This is a genomic window from Nocardia yamanashiensis (assembly GCF_021183565.1).
GTDB classification, from domain to species: domain Bacteria; phylum Actinomycetota; class Actinomycetes; order Mycobacteriales; family Mycobacteriaceae; genus Nocardia; species Nocardia yamanashiensis.
This window is the reverse complement of the sequence record NZ_CP089226.1, coordinates 1,248,098-1,263,870: the sequence shown is the minus strand read 5'-3', so window position 1 is coordinate 1,263,870 and position 15,773 is coordinate 1,248,098. Positions and strand designations below refer to the sequence as shown.

General features: G+C 67.9%; 15 protein-coding genes. 6 read left to right on the top strand and 9 right to left on the bottom strand.

Annotated elements, in window-relative coordinates; all coding sequences use genetic code 11:
* Positions 1–5: 5 nt before the first annotated feature.
* Positions 6–1,499: a flavin-containing monooxygenase gene (locus tag LTV02_RS06020; RefSeq protein ID WP_233038895.1), complete on the bottom strand. Its 1,494-nt coding sequence runs from the start codon at positions 1,497–1,499 to the stop codon at positions 6–8.
* 36 nt (positions 1,500–1,535) lie between these two features.
* Here LTV02_RS06020 and LTV02_RS06015 point away from each other — a divergent pair, with 36 nt between their 5' ends.
* Positions 1,536–2,201 (top strand): TetR/AcrR family transcriptional regulator, encoded by a 666-nt coding sequence (locus tag LTV02_RS06015; protein ID WP_233038894.1) that lies wholly within the window; start codon positions 1,536–1,538, stop codon positions 2,199–2,201.
* Positions 2,202–2,269: 68 nt separating this feature from the next.
* Positions 2,270–2,833: a DivIVA domain-containing protein gene (locus LTV02_RS39200; protein ID WP_269821609.1), complete on the top strand. Its 564-nt coding sequence runs from the start codon at positions 2,270–2,272 to the stop codon at positions 2,831–2,833.
* On the opposite strand, the gene LTV02_RS05995 is transcribed toward LTV02_RS39200, so the two are convergent.
* On the bottom strand, positions 2,830–3,759 hold the full coding sequence (locus LTV02_RS05995) for a MerR family transcriptional regulator (RefSeq protein ID WP_233038893.1): 930 nt from the start codon (positions 3,757–3,759) through the stop codon (positions 2,830–2,832). The two genes, LTV02_RS39200 and LTV02_RS05995, sit on opposite strands and share 4 nt — an antisense overlap.
* A gap of 274 nt (positions 3,760–4,033) precedes the next feature.
* On the opposite strand from LTV02_RS05995, the gene LTV02_RS05990 reads away from it, so the two are divergent.
* The gene (locus tag LTV02_RS05990; protein WP_332909593.1) at positions 4,034–4,465 is read left to right on the top strand and encodes a Uma2 family endonuclease; all 432 of its coding nucleotides are present in this window, start codon (positions 4,034–4,036) and stop codon (positions 4,463–4,465) included.
* A 3-nt stretch (positions 4,466–4,468) separates the two neighbouring features.
* On the opposite strand, the gene LTV02_RS05985 is transcribed toward LTV02_RS05990, so the two are convergent.
* From LTV02_RS05985 to LTV02_RS05965, 5 genes are all read right to left on the bottom strand, one after another.
* Positions 4,469–5,602 (bottom strand): ABC transporter substrate-binding protein, encoded by a 1,134-nt coding sequence (locus LTV02_RS05985; protein ID WP_233038892.1) that lies wholly within the window; start codon positions 5,600–5,602, stop codon positions 4,469–4,471.
* A gap of 40 nt (positions 5,603–5,642) precedes the next feature.
* Complete coding sequence (locus tag LTV02_RS05980; RefSeq protein ID WP_233038891.1) at positions 5,643–6,620, bottom strand: ABC transporter permease; 978 nt, start codon at positions 6,618–6,620, stop codon at positions 5,643–5,645.
* Positions 6,617–7,459: an ABC transporter ATP-binding protein gene (locus LTV02_RS05975; RefSeq protein ID WP_233038890.1), complete on the bottom strand. Its 843-nt coding sequence runs from the start codon at positions 7,457–7,459 to the stop codon at positions 6,617–6,619. The genes LTV02_RS05980 and LTV02_RS05975 overlap by 4 nt, the downstream gene beginning before the upstream one ends.
* A gap of 70 nt (positions 7,460–7,529) precedes the next feature.
* Positions 7,530–8,729 (bottom strand): amidohydrolase, encoded by a 1,200-nt coding sequence (locus LTV02_RS05970; RefSeq protein ID WP_233038889.1) that lies wholly within the window; start codon positions 8,727–8,729, stop codon positions 7,530–7,532.
* 32 nt (positions 8,730–8,761) lie between these two features.
* Entirely contained in the window at positions 8,762–9,505 is a 744-nt protein-coding gene (locus tag LTV02_RS05965; RefSeq protein WP_233038888.1) for a sulfite exporter TauE/SafE family protein, read from the bottom strand.
* Positions 9,506–9,735: 230 nt separating this feature from the next.
* Here LTV02_RS05965 and LTV02_RS05960 point away from each other — a divergent pair, with 230 nt between their 5' ends.
* From LTV02_RS05960 to LTV02_RS05950, 3 genes are all read left to right on the top strand, one after another.
* The gene (locus tag LTV02_RS05960; RefSeq protein ID WP_233038887.1) at positions 9,736–10,380 is read left to right on the top strand and encodes a GntR family transcriptional regulator; all 645 of its coding nucleotides are present in this window, start codon (positions 9,736–9,738) and stop codon (positions 10,378–10,380) included.
* Between the two features lie 84 nt (positions 10,381–10,464).
* Complete coding sequence (locus LTV02_RS05955) at positions 10,465–11,721, top strand: amidohydrolase family protein (protein WP_233038886.1); 1,257 nt, start codon at positions 10,465–10,467, stop codon at positions 11,719–11,721.
* A gap of 72 nt (positions 11,722–11,793) precedes the next feature.
* Positions 11,794–13,191: a phenylacetate--CoA ligase family protein gene (locus LTV02_RS05950; RefSeq protein WP_233038885.1), complete on the top strand. Its 1,398-nt coding sequence runs from the start codon at positions 11,794–11,796 to the stop codon at positions 13,189–13,191.
* On the opposite strand, the gene LTV02_RS05945 is transcribed toward LTV02_RS05950, so the two are convergent.
* Together LTV02_RS05945 and LTV02_RS05940 are read right to left on the bottom strand one after the other, a co-directional pair.
* Positions 13,170–14,597 carry an amidase family protein gene (locus tag LTV02_RS05945; protein WP_233038884.1) on the bottom strand — a complete coding sequence of 476 codons (1,428 nt, stop codon included), beginning with the start codon at positions 14,595–14,597 and terminating at the stop codon, positions 13,170–13,172. The two genes, LTV02_RS05950 and LTV02_RS05945, sit on opposite strands and share 22 nt — an antisense overlap.
* Positions 14,594–15,736, bottom strand: coding sequence for an acetamidase/formamidase family protein (locus tag LTV02_RS05940; protein ID WP_067722233.1), 1,143 nt, complete (start codon positions 15,734–15,736; stop codon positions 14,594–14,596). The genes LTV02_RS05945 and LTV02_RS05940 overlap by 4 nt, the downstream gene beginning before the upstream one ends.
* Positions 15,737–15,773: the final 37 nt, after the last annotated feature.

Sequence of the window (15,773 nt, the reverse complement as noted above, 5' to 3'; positions counted from 1 at the left end):
CGTTCTCAAGCCGACTTCGCACCGTAGCTGTAGTCGTCCAGCGGGAAGTTGGATGCTTCGCGGTGGGCGTTGAGGGTGCTCGTCGGCCGCAGCAGCGCCGCTTCACCGTGCTGGTTGAAGTAGTAGCTGCGGGCCGTCGAGCACTGGCCGCCGTAGAAGACCGAGGAGTCGAGCTTCTCGGTGACGCGGTCGAGGAATTCGGTGTTCGCCTTTTCGGTGACCTCGAAGACCTGCTCGCCGCGGCGGAACATCTCACCGAACAGCCGGCCCATATGCTTCATCTGGGCTTCGATGGTGGTGAAGTACGACAGGCCGCTGTAGGAGTACGGGCTGTTGAGGCACACGAAGTTCGGGAACTTCGGCACCGTCACGCCCTCGTACGCCTGGAAGCGATTGTCCCGCCAGAACTTTCCGAGATTGCGCCCCTCGCGCCCGATGATCTCGATGGCCGGGAAGTTCACATCCCACAGGTTGAACCCGGTCGCCAGGATCAGCGTGTCGATCTCGGTCTTGTGCCCGTCGGCGGTGACGATGCCGTCCGCTTCGATGTGATCGATCGAGTTGGTCTCCAGCCGCACGTGCGGCTCGTTGAACGTCTTGAAATAGGTGTTGGAGAAAGTGGGCCGCTTGCACCCGAAGTCGTAATCCGGGGTCAGCTGCTTGCGGGTCTGCTTGTCCTTCACCTGATTCCGCAGGTGCGCCTTGGCCAGGATGCCGGCCGCCTTGTTCAACGGCTTGGCCTGCTTGAAGTGCAGCACGCCGACCACCATGAGCGCCTCCAGCATGGCGGTGTTCGCCAGCCGGGCCGCCTTCTGCGTCACCGGAACCCGCTCGAACAGCTTCTGCACCGACGGCGCGATCGGCATATCGACCTTAGGCACCACCCAGATCGGGGTGCGCTGGAAGACGGTGAGCGCCTGCGCCTGCTTCGCCACCTCCGGAATCAACTGCACGGCGGTCGCGCCGGTGCCGATGATGGCGGCCTTGCGCCCGGTGAGATCGAAGTCGTCCTCCCACGCGGTGGTGTGGATGATCTTGCCTTCGAACGTGTCGATACCCGGGAACGGCGGGGTGTAGGGCTGGGACAGGAAGCCCGTGGCCGCCATCAGATAACGCGCCGTGAGCGATTCACCGCCCTCGATCGCCACCACCCACAGCTGCTGTTCCTCATCCCAGCGGGCGCCGCCGACCGTGGTGTCGAAGCGCATGCGCCGGCGCAGATCGTATTTGTCGGCCACGTGCTCGGCGTACTTCTTCAGCTCCGCGCCCGGCGCGAACAGCCGCGTCCAGTGCGGGTTGGGCTCGAAGGAGTAGGAGTAGGTGACCGAGGCGATGTCCACGGCCAGGCCCGGGTAGTGGTTGACGTGCCAGGTGCCGCCGAGATCGTTCTCGCGCTCCAGGATCACGAAATTGCTCAGGCCGAGCCGATCCAACTCGATGCCCGCTCCCATACCGCCGAAACCGGCCCCGACCACGATGGCGTCGAACTGAGGTGCCACGCCGAACCTCCCTGCGAGTGATTCATCTGTCACGGAATGACATCTCATTCCGTTTGTGAACACCGTATCATCGCACCTGTGACGAAGCCATCCTCGAGAATCGAACGCCGTAAGGCCGAGCTCCGCCAGGAGATCATCGATACCGCGTTCGCCTGTTTCGCCGAGAAGGGCTATCACGCCACCGGCATCGCCGATATCGCCACCGAGCTGGGTATCGGGCACGGGACGTTCTACCGGTACTTCACCAATAAGCGCGACATCATCGACCATGTGATCGACGATCTGGCGGCCCGGATCATCGAGGCGCTGGGCACAGAGAACGCGCCGGACGCGGCGGCGAGCCTGCCGGAGTATCGCGCGCAGCTCGATCGCATCGGCGATGCGCTGAACCGGATCTTCCTCGAGGATCGCCGGGTGGCGCAGCTGCTGTTGTTCCAGGCCACCGGCATCGACACGGAATTGACCATGCGGTTGTACGGACTGCTCGATACCGCCGACGCGCTGACCGCCGGTTATCTCGAGCACGGCGTGGAGCACGGGTATCTGCGCGAGGATCTGGATACCGTTTCCACCGCCAAGGCGGTGACGGGGATGCTGCTGGCCGCCATCTTGCATGGGTTGCGAGATTCCAGTCAGGACGCGGTCGCGGCCCTCACGCAGGCCATTCGCCGCCTGCTCATCGACGGTGTTCGCAAAGATTGATCCGAAACGTTCGTATCCGCAAGGGCCGGTAGCGATTCGGACATGCGCGCAGTGGCACACTGACCGGCGTGACCCCCGAAGACGTTCGCCGCAAGCGATTCGGCACCGCGCCGATCGGGCGCCACTCCTATAACTCGGTGCAGGTCAACGCGTTCTGCGCGCGGATCGCCGATACGCTCACCGGGCATGATCACCTGACCGCGGCCGATATCCGCCTGGTGGAGTTCGACGCTCCGCCGCGCGGTCAGATGGGTTACGACAGCGAGCAGGTCGACGATTTCCTCGATCAGATCTGCGTGGATCTCGAGTTCCTGCGCCGCGGCCGGTCCCGGCTGCCGCTGGGCCGCGAATCCGATCCGCTCACCCCCGACGACGTCCTGCGTATCCAGTTCTCCGCGCCCCCTTTCGGCCTACGCGGGTACCTGACCGAGGAAGTGGGCGCTTTCCTCGACCGCCTGGCCGCCACGCTCGCGCACCACGGCCCGAACGGTCTCACCGCGGAAGACGTCCGCCACACCACTTTCCATCTCGCCTCGCCCGGCCTGCCCGCCTACCATCGCGACGAGGTCGACGCCTTCCTCGACCTCGTCGCGAAGCAATTGGAATCGGCCCGGAACGGCCATTTCGCCTAGCGAGTGCGCAGCGCCGCCGCGAACCACCCGAACGCCGGCCCCAGCTCCGGCATCGGCGGCCACCCGTTGATGGCGCCCACCAGCCGCCAATACCGTTCCACCCGCGGATCATCGGCCACTTCGAGCCGCTCCAGAATCCAGGCCCGCAGCTCGGGACCGTCCTCCTTGCCGAACGTCTCGGCGTACCGCGCGGTCAACGTATCGACGATCCCGGCCGCCAGCGCCGAATCCGGCGAAACACCCTCGGCCAGCGCACGACCGGTCATCTCCCGCACCACATCGGTCAGTTCGTGATGCAGCCCCGTGTGGTCTCCGGCTGCCCGCTCCTTGGCCTGATACTCCGCCATCCGCCGCACCGCGGCCCGGAAGCCGGTGTCCCCCACCAGTTCCGACAATTCCAGCCAGGCCTCCACCTGTTCCGGTCCCGGATCCTCCGGCAATTCCGGCATGGTGCTCCGAATCAGTTCCAGCACAGCGGGATTTCCCTCCACCGCCCCGAACGTCTCATCCACGAAATCCTGAACGAGCCGAGCCCGCTCCGCATCCGTCATCCGAACCAGCTTGTGCATGTAATCCATCTCCTCAGGGTCGGAACCCCGGCGCGCAACCGCCCGCAACACCGCCCGCCGCAATCGCAAAACCCGAATCTGCACATCCAGCGCATCGGCATGCGCGGCAGCGACTTCCCCCAAAGCCCGCTCCCGCCCCAAAACCTGCCGCACCGTTCCCAAATCCAAGTCCAGCTCCCGCAACGTCCGCACCAACTCCAGCCGAGCCAGCGCCTCCGTGTCATAAAGCCGATACCCACCAGGGCTGTAACTGGTCGGCGGCACGATCCCCCGATCCGCATAAAACCGAATAGCCTTGACCGTCAACCCGGTCCGCTCGGCCAATGCCCCGATCGTGTAGAGCGCGTCGTCGTCCATACCCCTACCCTGCTGTCTCCCCCAGGTGGAGACACAAGCCGACGCACCGAATCGACGCGCCGCACCCACGATATCCTGGCCTTATCTTGCTCCATCACAAGGGAAGAGCCCTACCGTTAGGACATGACCGCTGTGCACGAGTCACTCATGACAACCGACGAGTTCGAGGCACTCGCGCGCGCGGCCGATCGGATCACGGAAGGTGTACGACTCGAGTTCATCGACGGACAGCTGGGGGCCAAGGCTATGCCAGACGGGGATCACGACCGGATAAATCCAATGGCTTATCCGGATCTTCCTACTGGCGCGGCCCGAGCTGTTCCTCACGCCCGAACGTGGCCTGAAGATCGATCGCTATCGGAAAGGACGCGCCAGACCGGATGGTTCCCTCGCTCTCGCCGACGCCTTTGTCGGGCAGGGCGAATGGGCAGATCCTGACCCGGTGTTGCTCGCCGTCGAGGTGACTTCGGACGATCAGGACACCGAGCGGCGAGATCGCAAGGAGAAGCCGCGTGCCTACGCAGACACAGGAATCCCGATCTACCTGTTGATCGATCGGGACTCCTGCGAGGTGACCGTGCACAGCGAGCCGAAGGACGGCCGTTACGAGCGCGTTCTCACTGTGCCCTTCGGGGTTCGGATACACCTGCCCGACCCGGTGGGCGTCGAGTTGGATACCGAACCGCTGAAGGATTGGGTGCGCTGAGAGTCAGCCCTGGGGTTTCAGGCCCTTGGCGGGGTCGATGAATTCGTTGGTGATGATGTCGGCCGCGGTGAGGTTGTCGGGGACCTGTTGGCCTTTGGCTCGGAGGATGGGGGTTACGGCGGCGATTACGCGGTCTACGCGGGCGGGGTCGAAGTTGCCGAGGGTGGAGTCGGGGCCGTTGCCGATGATTTTTTCGGCGAGTTGGACTCGGACGGAGTCGGTGTTGCCGGCGGCGGTGATGGGCGGGCCGTCGGGGATGGTCTGGGAGATTTTCAGGAGGGCCTGGTTGGTGGGGTCGGGGTTGGTGGCGTAGTCGATTTCGGCTTGCTGGAGGAGGGGGACGAGTTTCTGCAGGCAGGGGCGGAGGGTGGGGAGGTCGGCGGTGCGGACGGACCAGGCGTGGGGGTAGATCTCGTAACCCGCTTGGTGGACCAGGAGGTGGGCGGTGGGTTTCTGCCAGCCCTTGACGTCGTGTTCCCAGCGGTAGGGCTCGTTGGAGACGTAGCCCTGCTGCATTACTCGGCCTTTTTCGGCTACGAAGCGGGAGGGGGTGCCGTCGTAGGAGGCGTCGGCCTGTTCCTTCTTCACCGCGCCGGAGGCGATGAGGTAGTCCATGTAGACCTTGCCTTCGGAGTAGAGGATAGGGGCTCCGGAGGCGGCGACGTCTTGCCAGGTCTTGATATTGGGGTAGGTGGCGGGGTCCCACATGACGATCTGCGGGTTGATGTCCAGGGAGGCGAAGACGCCGGTGAGGGGGAATTTGGCCTTGGCGCGGACCTGTTCGTCGGTGGGGACCATGCCGAGGGTGATGGAGGTGTCCTGGTACATCTGGGCGGGGACGGGCTGGCCGCCGAGGAACGGGCCGCCCAGGCGCACTTCGACATTCACGCCGGTGTCACCGAGCGGGCCGGTGTAGGCGCCCTTCTTCACGTCCACGGTGCCGTTGGGGCCGACGAGCTGGTAGGCCGCGGCGCGCTCCGGGGTGGCGTACCAGTCGGTTTGGATGACCACGGTGGCGGGGCAGACACCGGCGAGCACGCCTTGGCCGGTGGGTTTCGGGGCGGTGGCGCCGCCTCCGCAGGCGGTGAGCAGGGTGCTGCCGGCCAGGGCGACGGCGGCGAGGACGCGTTTCTTCACGGGCATTCCTTGGGTTCTTGCGAGGGTGAAACCGGGGTGGTCAGGCGCGTTTGCCGTGGGCACGGTCGACGCGGGCGGCGAGGAAGTCGAAGAGCCAGAACAGGATCAGGCCGACCAGCGAGGACAGCAGCAGGGCGGTGAGCAGTTCCTCGGTGGCCAGCCGCTGCCGGTAGACGTCGATCATGCGGCCGATACCGGGTTCGCCCTGGCGGAAGAAGAAGTCGGCCACGATCGAGCCGATGATGGCCATCCCTCCGGAGATCTTGAAACCGGAGATCATGGCCGGAAGCGCCGCGGGCAGTTGCAGTTTCAGCAGGCGCTGCCACCGGCTGGCCTTGTGCAGGGTGAACAGGTCGTGTTCGGCCGCCTGCACCGATTTCAGGCCGAACAAAGTGTTGGTGATGACGGGAAACAGCGACACCATGACGCAGACGATGACCCGGCTGCCGAATTCGTAGCCGAACCAGAAACCGAACAGCGGCACCACCGCCAGCACCGGGATCGTCTGCAGCACAACGGCGTACGGGTAGAGCGAATACTCCGCCCAGCGCGCCTGACTCATGATCACCGCGAACCCGACGCCCAGCACGATGGCGATGGCCAGGCCGGTGAGCGCGATCTGCACGGTGGACCCGAGCGCGGTGAAGATCTCGGCGCGGGTGGCGGCGTCCAGGAGGCCCTTGGAGATCACCGATTCCGGTGGCGGCAGCAGGAACCGGGATTCGGCCGGGATGACGTAGTGGCTGGCGATGCTCCACGCCGCCAGTACGAGCACGAACACCGCGATCGGCGCGAGGATCCGAACCGGGCTGATGGCGAAGGGCCACGACGGAATTCGCCGGCCGCTTCCCGAGGCCGCGCCCCCGGACACCGCGCTCCCCTCGGCCAGTCCCCCGGTCGCCGCGCCGCCGGGGGCATCGGCCGCCGCGGCGGTGCGCGGCGCTCCCCCGCCCGCCGAGTCGCTCGCCGCTTTCCGGTCGCGTCCACGCCGAGCCGCCCCGATCGCCACGAAGGTCATGCCGCCCGTCCTTCCACCGCGACGGCACCGCGTTCGGCCTCGTGCAGAGCCGCCGACACCTCGGCCGCGATCGCCCCGAACTCCGGCGTGTACCGCACTTCGGGCGTGCGCGGAAAGTCCAGCGGCACAGCGATATCCGCCGCCACCCGCCCCGGCCGCCCGGTCAGCACCACCACCCGCGTGGACATGAACACCGCTTCGGCCACCGAATGGGTGACGAACACCCCGGTGAACCCGGAGCGCCGATACAACCCGCTCACTTCCTCGTTGAGCCGCTGCCGCGTGATCTCGTCCAGCGCACCGAACGGCTCATCGAACAGGAACAGCTCCGGCGCGCCGGTGAGCGCCCGCGCGATCGAGGCCCGCATCCGCATCCCCCCGGAAAGCTGTGCGGGCTTGTGGTTTTCGAACCCGGCCAGCCCCACCCGTTCGAGAGCCTCCCGCGCTGCGGCCCGCCGGGCACTCTTGTCCACCCCCGCGAGTTCCGCTGGCAGTTCGACATTGCGCAGCAGCGTCCGCCACGGCAGCAAGGTCGCCTCCTGGAACACGTACCCGAGCTTCCCGCTCGCGACCAACACGCTCCCCGCCGTCGGCTGCTCGAATCCGGCCGCCAGACGCAGCAGCGTCGACTTCCCGCACCCCGACGGCCCGACCAGCGAAACGAATTCCCCTGCCCCGATGGCGATATCGATCCCGTCCAGGGCCTGCGTGCCGTTGTCGAAGGTCAGCGACAACTGCTGAAACGCCAGGGCCGGGCCGGTGTATACATTGCCGTCGGCGGCATCCGTATCTCCGGCCCGGCCCCGGCCGGTGCGGTGTTCTGAAGCGCTGGTGCTCATACCTCACAGTTCTATCGGCGGATCATTGCCGATCGCGGTCCACACGATTACACCCCTGTTTCGTATACGATCAAGCGGCAGTGAGGATTCCGCCGCGCGCCACGATCCGCCCGCGCTTGATCACCAGGCCACGCGGCGGCACGGACACCACCGCCGCGGCCGGCGCTTCGGCGTCGACTGTGAACAGATCGGCCGCCGACCCGACCTCGAGCCCGTAATCCGCGAGCCCGAGAACCTGTGCCCCGCCGTAGGTTCCGGCGGTCAGCGCGAGTTCGATCTCCGGATCGGCTACCAGGCGATCCCGGAACGCCACGGTCATGATCCGCCGCAGCATGTCCCCGTCCCCGTACGGCGTCCACAGATCGCGGATCCCGTCATTGCCCAGCGCCAGCGTCGCGCCCGCCTCGTGCATGGTGCGCACCGGCACCACGGGCGCGTCCCCGACCGCGCAGGTGACCATCGAAACCCCGGCTTCGGCAAGGCTTTCCGCGATCCGCCGCTGCTCGTCCGGCGCCAGCTCCCCCATGGCGTACGCGTGACTGATGGTCACCCGCCCCGCCAATCCGGTGGCCCGCGTGCGCTCGATGATGAGCCCGTACTGCCAGGCCCCGAGCGCACCCCGATCGTGCAGATGGATGTCGATCCGCGCCCCGTACTTCTCGGCCAGCCCGAAGATCAGGTCGAGCTGCCCGGTCGGATCCTGGTCGTACCCCGCCGGATCCAGCCCGCCGATCACCTCCACCCCGTCCGCCAGCGCGGCCTCCAGGAGCTTCCCGGTCCCCGGCCGGTTCATCAGCCCGCCCTGCGGAAACGCCACCAGCTGCACGTCCACCCGGTCCCGATGCCGTTCCGCCGCCGCCCGCACGGCATCCACACCCCGCAACCCCACCTCGGGATCGATGTCGATATGGCTGCGCACATGCGCGGTGCCCCCGGAAACCATGGCCCCCAGCAGGTTCGCGGCATAGTCGGCGTTCGGCAGCCCGAGTTCCTCGCGCCGCCCCTCCCCATTGGCGATCCGCCCGGACAGGGTCCGCCCGCCGGAGTTCGGCACCCACGGCCCGCCGTACATGGTCTTGTCCAAGTGACAGTGCGAGTCCACCAGCCCCGGAAACACCAGCGCCCCGGCCAGTTCGACGGTTTCGGCGGCGGGCGCGGTGAGCCCGGCCCCGATCGCCGCGATGCGCCCGTCGCGAATCAGGATATCGGCGGATTCCACCGGCGCCCCGGGTGTCCAGGGCCGTCCGCCGCGCAACAGCAGATCGTTCACAGCATTGCCTTTCGTAGTGGGAGAACGTCGAATCAGGTGAGCAGCATGGCGGTTCCGGCCCCGACGCCGAATACGATCACGACCGCGCGGAACGCGCCCGGCCGCAGGCGATCGGCGATCTTGGCCCCGGCGACCCCGCCGAGCAGGCAGGCGGGCGCCAGCACCAGCACGGCCGTCCACTGCACCGGCCCGAACAGCGCCACCGCGATCATGGCGGTGGTCGACACCGTCAGGGTGAGCACGCTTTTCAGCCCGTTGAGCATGGTCACCGAGGCGTCGATGCCCAGCGCCAGCGCGGTGAGCAGCACGATCCCCATGCCGCCGTTGAAGTACGCGCCGTACATGGCCCCCAGGAACACCCCGAGGAACAGCAGCGTCCGCGAATCACCGCGCCGCGCCGCCAGTTTCCTCGACAGCACCGGCTGGGCCGCGAACAGCGCGGTGGCGGACAGAATGAGGTAGGGCACCAGCGCCGCGAACACCTTGGGCGGCGCGGCCAGCAGCGCGATCACCCCGCCGCCGGCCCCGGCGACCCCGGTGAGCACCAATTGCGGGAGCAGCGCCCGATGCTCGTCGAGCCGTTTGCGCAGCGCCGCCGCGCCGCCGAGATAACCCGGCCACACCGACACCGAATTGGTGACCGTCGCGGTGACCGGCGGTAATCCGGTGGCCAGCAATGCGGGAAATGAGAGCAGACTGCCACCACCGGCGATGGCATTGCAGACGCCCGCCCCGAAACCGGCGACGAGCAGCAGCACAAGATGCGCGGGATCCATGAAATCCTTCCGGACAGAATGGCGGCATCGTATACAAACGCGATGCTCCCGGCGAGCCGAGCGCGAACCCGGCGGTCGGACCCGCACGGTTCGGAGCCGCAAGTTACGCAACGGTTTCCGATCGGCCGCACTGTGACCGCCCGCACGCCGCAGCCGATTTGCGGCTTTGCACCGGGCGGCCCCACGATGGATCGTATGCAACCCTCCGCCCCCATGCCGGCGAGCCCGCGATGAGCGACACCGTCCGCCGCATGACCCCGCAGCAGCTGTGCCGCGCCATCCGCGACGACATCGTCCGGGGCGTGTTCACGCCCGGTCAGCGCCTGACCGAGGAGTCCCTGGCGGAGAGCTACGGCGTCTCCCGGGTGCCGGTGCGGGAAGCGCTGCGCACCTTGGAGGCCGAGGGTTTCGCCTCGTCACGCCCCTATGCCGGGGTGTTCGTGGCGGAGCTGACCGAGGACGAGGCCGCCGATCTGCTGGAGATCCGGGCCCGCCTGGAACCGCTGTGCGCCTCCCGCGCCGCGGTGCGCCGCACTCCCGAACAGCTGGGCCGGCTCAAGGAGCTGACCGCGCTCGGCCAGGACGCCGTGCGCTCGGGGCGGCTCGATGAATTGACCCGGCTCAACAGCCGTTTCCACGAGGTGCTCGCCGAAGCCTCCGGCAGTACCCTGCTGGCGCAGCTCATCACCCAGCTGAGCTGGAAGATCGCCTGGGTGTACGCGGTCGAGCTGCCGCGCCGGGCCGGGGATTCCTGGCGTGAGCACGAGGAGATCTGCGCCGCACTGGAAGCCGGGGATCCGGATCGGGCGGCCGCGGTGGTGGCCGAGCACATCGCGCACGCCACCTACGCCTATCGCCGCCGGGATCGTTCGTAACATCGGCGCAGCAATTCGCCTGCCGCACGGAAACATTCGGGTCGTATACAAATCGGGTAGCGATCGGGGTTTCAGGAGGCGGGTATGGCGGATCTGGTCTTGCGGCGCGCGCGCATCGACGATGCGTCCGTACCGGTGGATATCGCGGTCGCGGGCGGTGTGATCACCGAGATCGGGCCGGACCTGCCGAGGCCGGGAATCGACGAAATCGATTGCGCGGGACGGGTGGTCATTCCCGGCTTGATCGAATCCCATCTGCACCTGGACAAGGCGCTGCTGGACGACGAGCGCCCGAACCGGGACGGCACCCTGGCCGGGGCCATCTCGGTCACCGCCGAGCTCAAACGCGGATTCACCGTCGCGTCCATCCGCGACCGCGCCCGCCGGGTCCTGGATCTGGCGATCGGCAACGGCACCAGCGTGATTCGCGCCCACCCCGATGTGGATCCCATCGTCGGCCTGCGCGGCGTCGAAGCGCTCCTGGAACTGCGCGAGGAGTACCGCGGCCGCCTGGACCTGCAGATCGTGGCCTTCCCGCAGGAGGGCATCATCCAAGCGCCCGGAACCCTGGACCTGCTGCGCGAGAGCCTGATGCGCGGGGCCGACGTGCTCGGCGGCTGCTCCTACAACGAGCGCGACGTCGCCGACTGCCGCCGCCATATCGACCGGATATTCGATCTGGCAGCCGAATTCGACGTCCCCCTCGATATCCACGCCGATTTCGCCGACGACGCCACCGACCCGCGCTTCGCCATGGCCGACTACATCGCCGAGGTCACCGAACGCACCGGCCGCCAGGGCCGGGTAACCCTGGGCCACATGACATCACTGGCCGGACAGGACCCGGCACGACGCACCGCGACCCTGACCCGGCTGGCGGCGGCCGGCATCGCCGTGGTGCCGCTCCCCGCCACCGACATGCATCTGGGCGGCCGCGCCGACACCGCCAATATCCGCCGCGGCATCGCCCCCGTACGGGAACTGTGGGCGGCGGGCATCACCACCGCATACTCCTCCAACAACATTCGCAATGCCTTCACCCCCTACGGCAATGCGGACCTCCTCGACATCGGCCTGTTCCTGGCCCAGACCTGCCACCTCTCCGGCCCCGAGGACCTGGGCAGAGTGCTCGCCATGGCCACCACCGGCGCCGCCCGCGTCATCGGCCTGGACCGTTACGGCCTGCATCCGGGCGCGCCAGCCGACCTGGTCGTGCTCTCCTGCCATCGCCTCTCCGACGTCCTGCTGGACCGCCCCGACCGCTGCTACGTCCTCAAAGCGGGCCGGATCGTGGCCCGCACCACCCGCATCCGCGAACTGCTGCCCGCCGTCCCGGCCTGACCGCCGCGAACCGCCGGCGCCGCACCCGCGTACTCCTTATGGTCGAGTGACCTTCTCGCCCCAGGAGCCCCGATGTCCCTCACCCCGGAAGAAGCCGTCGTCACCCTGTTCGAGCGCACCGCCGCGACCGTCCCCGCCTATCGCGCCTTCCTCGCCGAACACGGCGTCGATCCGGCCGCGGTGACCACGTTCGCGGATTTCGGCAAGCTCCCCCTCGTGGACAAACCCGGCTACCTGCGCCGGCATCCGCTCGCCGACCTGTGCCGCGACGGCCGGCTGGGCGATATCGTGGCCGTCTCCTCCGGTTCCACCGGCGAACCCACCCCGTGGCCGCGTGCGCTGGCCGACGAACGCCGCACCGCCGCCCGCTTCGAGCAGATCTTCCGCGATGCCTTCCACGCGGGCGAACGCTCCACCCTGGCGGTGGTGTGCTTCGCGCTGGGCACCTGGGTGGGCGGGCTGTACACCATCGGCTGCGTGCGCGAGCTGGCCGAGCGCGGATATCCGGTGACGGTGGTCGCGCCGGGCAACGACAAGCGGGAGATCCTGCGCGTATTGCCCACCCTGGCACCGTATTTCGACCAGGTGGTGTTGCTCGGCTATCCGCCGTTCCTGAAGGACGTCATCGATACCGGCCGCGCCGAAGGCGTCCCGTGGGCGGACTATCGCATCAAACTGGTCACCGCGGGCGAGGTGTTCAGTGAGGAATGGCGGACGCTGGTGGCGCGGCGGGCCGGGAACATCTCCCCCGGCACCGATATTGCCTCGCTGTACGGTACGGCCGACGGCGGCGTGCTCGCCAACGAGACCCCGCTGTCAGTGGAGATCCGCCGGTATCTGGCCGCGCAGCCTACCGTGGCGCGTGAGCTGTTCGGTGAATCGCGCCTGCCGACGCTGGCCCAATACGACCCGTACCACCGCTTCTTCGAAACCGAGGGCGGCACCCTGGTGGTGTCCGCGGACGGCGGAATCCCTCTGGTGCGCTACCACATCGCCGATGAGGGCGGCTTGTTCACGTACACCGAACTCCTCGATTTCCTGCGCGGCCACGGTTTCACGCCCACCACCGCCCATCCCGAGCAGCCCTTCGTCTACGTCTTCGGACGCAGTCATTTCACCGTGTCGTTCTACGGAGCGAACGTCTACCCAGAGAACATTACGGTCGGTCTGGAGCAACCCGGCATCAGCGATCACGTAACCGGCAAATTCGTACTGGAAGCAGCAGCCGACGCGGACGAAGACCGCTACCTGCTCCTCACCGTCGAACTGGCGCCCGCCGCAACCCCGCCCGCGCACCTAGCCGACCACATCTCACACTCGGTCCAATCCGAACTGTGCCGCCTCAACAGCGAATTCGCCCACTACGTGCCCGCCCCACGCCGTCACCCCCGCGTAGTGCTACTGCCCCACGCCGACCCCGCCTACTTCCCACCGGGCGTCAAACACCGCTACACCCGCGCCGCCGACTGATCCGCACCGGTCAGCGCGGCAGCACTGGTTTCGGCGAACCGCAACAGCGTATGGTCGGTGCCGGGCGCTCCGACCATGCAGAGCGACAGCGGCAGACTCGCATTGTGCGGCAAGGGAATCGCAACGGCAGGCAATCCCGCCAGCGACGCCAGGCAAGTCAGCGTCAACGTGCGAGCCCGCCCGCTCTCCAACTCGACCGCACTCGCCGTGCGCTCGGGCGGAAAGGTCGCGACGGTCGGAAGCATCAGCACCCGCCCAACGAGCGCGCCACGCAACGCGGCAGCCGCATCCACAAGCACCAGACGCGCTGATTCCGCCGCCGCCTCCCCAACCGTGGCGGCATACGCAAACCGCTGCGCCACTTCGGGTTCCAACGCTCCCGGATGATCGGTGATCCAAGCGCCGTGACACCGCCAAGCCTCGTGAGCCTGCACGGTCCGGAACGCCGAGAACCAGCCATCCAGCTCCGCACCCAAGTCGATGGCCGCCGCTCCGAGCAGGGTCGCCGCAGCCAGCACGGTCTCCGCGATCTCGGGGTCGGCCACCGCACAGACGGAGGGGTCCACCACCAGCTCGGCCGGCACCGAAACTGCTTCGTACAGCGTGGTATTGAAGGCTTTCGACCCGGGCAGCGACAGCGCCGCAGCCGAGTTCGCGCCGCTGCCCAGTACTGAAGTAGCCGTGCAGAGCTCCGAGTGCAGCGTCGCCGAAGCCGCATCCACCCCGCCGACCAGCGGATCCAGCTCGGCGAGCGGCGCTGCCGCGGCCGAATTCACCCCGCTGCCCAGCACCGAAGACGCCGGATCCGGCCCGGCGGGCGAGGCTACCGGGGCCGAATCGAGTTCGGGGAGGAGGATTTCGGCGACCGCGCGGAGGGTTGCCGGGTCCCGCGCGATCCAGCCGACGGCGTCGAAGGGCGGGGCGAGGGGTAGCAGTCCGCGGCGGTCGATTCGGGCGTGGGTGGTGCGGATGCCCCAGAGGCCCTGGTAGGCCGCCGGTACGCGGATGGAGCCTGCCGTGTCGGTGCCGAGGCCGATGGTTGCTTCGCCGCGCGCCACGGCTACTGCCGAGCCGCTGGAGGAACCGCCTGGAATGCGGTCGGGGGCGGCGGGGTTGAGCGGCATGCCGTAGCGGCCGTTGGCTCCGGTGATGCTGTAGGCGAATTCGTCGGTTTGGGCGATTCCCGCGATATCGGCGCCGGCGGCCAGCAGCGCCGTGACGACTGCCGAGTGGGCGGTTTCCGGCTGCCGGGGGAATTCCCGCACGCCGGCGCCGATCGCGTAGCCCGCCACCGCGTAGAGGTCTTTGACGGCGACGGTGTGGCCGGTGAGCGGGCCCGCGCCAGTGGCGGCGACCAGCGGTGTGCCGTACTCCCGCCACACCGCCGTGTCGATGCTCGAATTCACCTGGCCCGCTCCAGGATTCGCTTGGCGAGATCGCTTCCGGCATAGTGCGCGAAGTCGGCGACGCGGATCTCCCCGTGCACTCCACGCACCTGATCCACCGCCTGCGAGATGGTGAAATCGCTTGCGGCGCTTAGGTAAAGGTATGCCTGCCGGGGGTCGGCGTCGAACAGCGACACCACCAGCTCCACCGCATTGCGCACGCACTGTTCGAGGGCTTTGTTCAGGTCGGCGTCCAGACCGGTCGGCAGTACGAATCCGGGTGCGGCGGCGAACGGCCCTACGCTGCGGCCGAGTCCCGCCGCCACCTCGGCGGCCGGGATCACATCCACGGTGAGCCGGGCCCGCAGCGGCGCTTCCAGCGCCGTCAGCGCGACCTCGCCATTGCCCTGCGCGAAGTGCGGGTCGCCGATGTAGAACAGTGCTTCCGGAACCTGTACCGGCAGAAAGAGTGTCGCGCCGGGAGTGAGCCGCCGGATATCGAGATTGCCACCGTGCAACCCCGGCGGCACCGACGACACCCGCGTATCGGTATCGGTCGCCACCCCGGTGATGCCCAGGAACGGCGAGAGCGGAAACGCCGCCCGATGCGCCTGCCCGGCATGCAACGGCATGGTCCCGAACCATTCCCCGTCGCGGTCCTGCACAGAGCAGAACTGCCCGTAGTTCCCGTCGAAGCCGAGCCGGTGCGCCAGTACACCTTTCGCATGCCGGGTCGACACCACCCCGTACGGCGCACGCATGACGAGATCGTCGATGCGAATGGCCAGCAGATCACCCGGCCGCGCCCCCGCCACCGCGATCGGCCCGGTCACGATGTGCGGCCCGGCCAGCGAATCCCGCTTGCGGACGGTACTGATCTCGATCGCGTCGGCCAGCACCTGATCCGCCGCCACCCCGTGAGATCCGAAGTAGGCCAGCGGATTCGAGCCCTGATCGTCCAGGAGCCCTTCGTGACTGACCGTGTCCACGATCAGCGATCGCCCCGGCTCCACCGTCGCGATCGGGGTGTCCCCCGTGCACGGCAGCCGTCCCCACAGCACATTGCCCGGTTCGGCGGGCACGTACAGCACATCGCTCGCGACTCCGTCGCCCTGTTGCAGCACCGGAAACGCGGGGGCGTCCCCCGACACGATCGCCATCAATCGAACACCTTCTCTACCCGGCCCGCCCCGCATT

Excerpts from the sequence above, each read along its gene's own strand:
- LTV02_RS05955 (WP_233038886.1), top strand. The coding sequence starts at position 10,465 with ATGGCGGATCTGGTCTTGCGGCGCGCGCGCATCGACGATGCGTCCGTA.
- LTV02_RS05995 (WP_233038893.1), bottom strand. The coding sequence starts at position 3,759 with ATGGACGACGACGCGCTCTACACGATCGGGGCATTGGCCGAGCGGACC.
- LTV02_RS05950 (WP_233038885.1), top strand. The coding sequence starts at position 11,794 with ATGTCCCTCACCCCGGAAGAAGCCGTCGTCACCCTGTTCGAGCGCACC.
- LTV02_RS05960 (WP_233038887.1), top strand. The coding sequence starts at position 9,736 with ATGAGCGACACCGTCCGCCGCATGACCCCGCAGCAGCTGTGCCGCGCC.
- LTV02_RS05975 (WP_233038890.1), bottom strand. The coding sequence starts at position 7,459 with ATGAGCACCAGCGCTTCAGAACACCGCACCGGCCGGGGCCGGGCCGGA.
- LTV02_RS06015 (WP_233038894.1), top strand. The coding sequence starts at position 1,536 with ATGACATCTCATTCCGTTTGTGAACACCGTATCATCGCACCTGTGACG.
- LTV02_RS05940 (WP_067722233.1), bottom strand. The coding sequence starts at position 15,736 with ATGGCGATCGTGTCGGGGGACGCCCCCGCGTTTCCGGTGCTGCAACAG.
- LTV02_RS05980 (WP_233038891.1), bottom strand. The coding sequence starts at position 6,620 with ATGACCTTCGTGGCGATCGGGGCGGCTCGGCGTGGACGCGACCGGAAA.
- LTV02_RS05965 (WP_233038888.1), bottom strand. The coding sequence starts at position 9,505 with ATGGATCCCGCGCATCTTGTGCTGCTGCTCGTCGCCGGTTTCGGGGCG.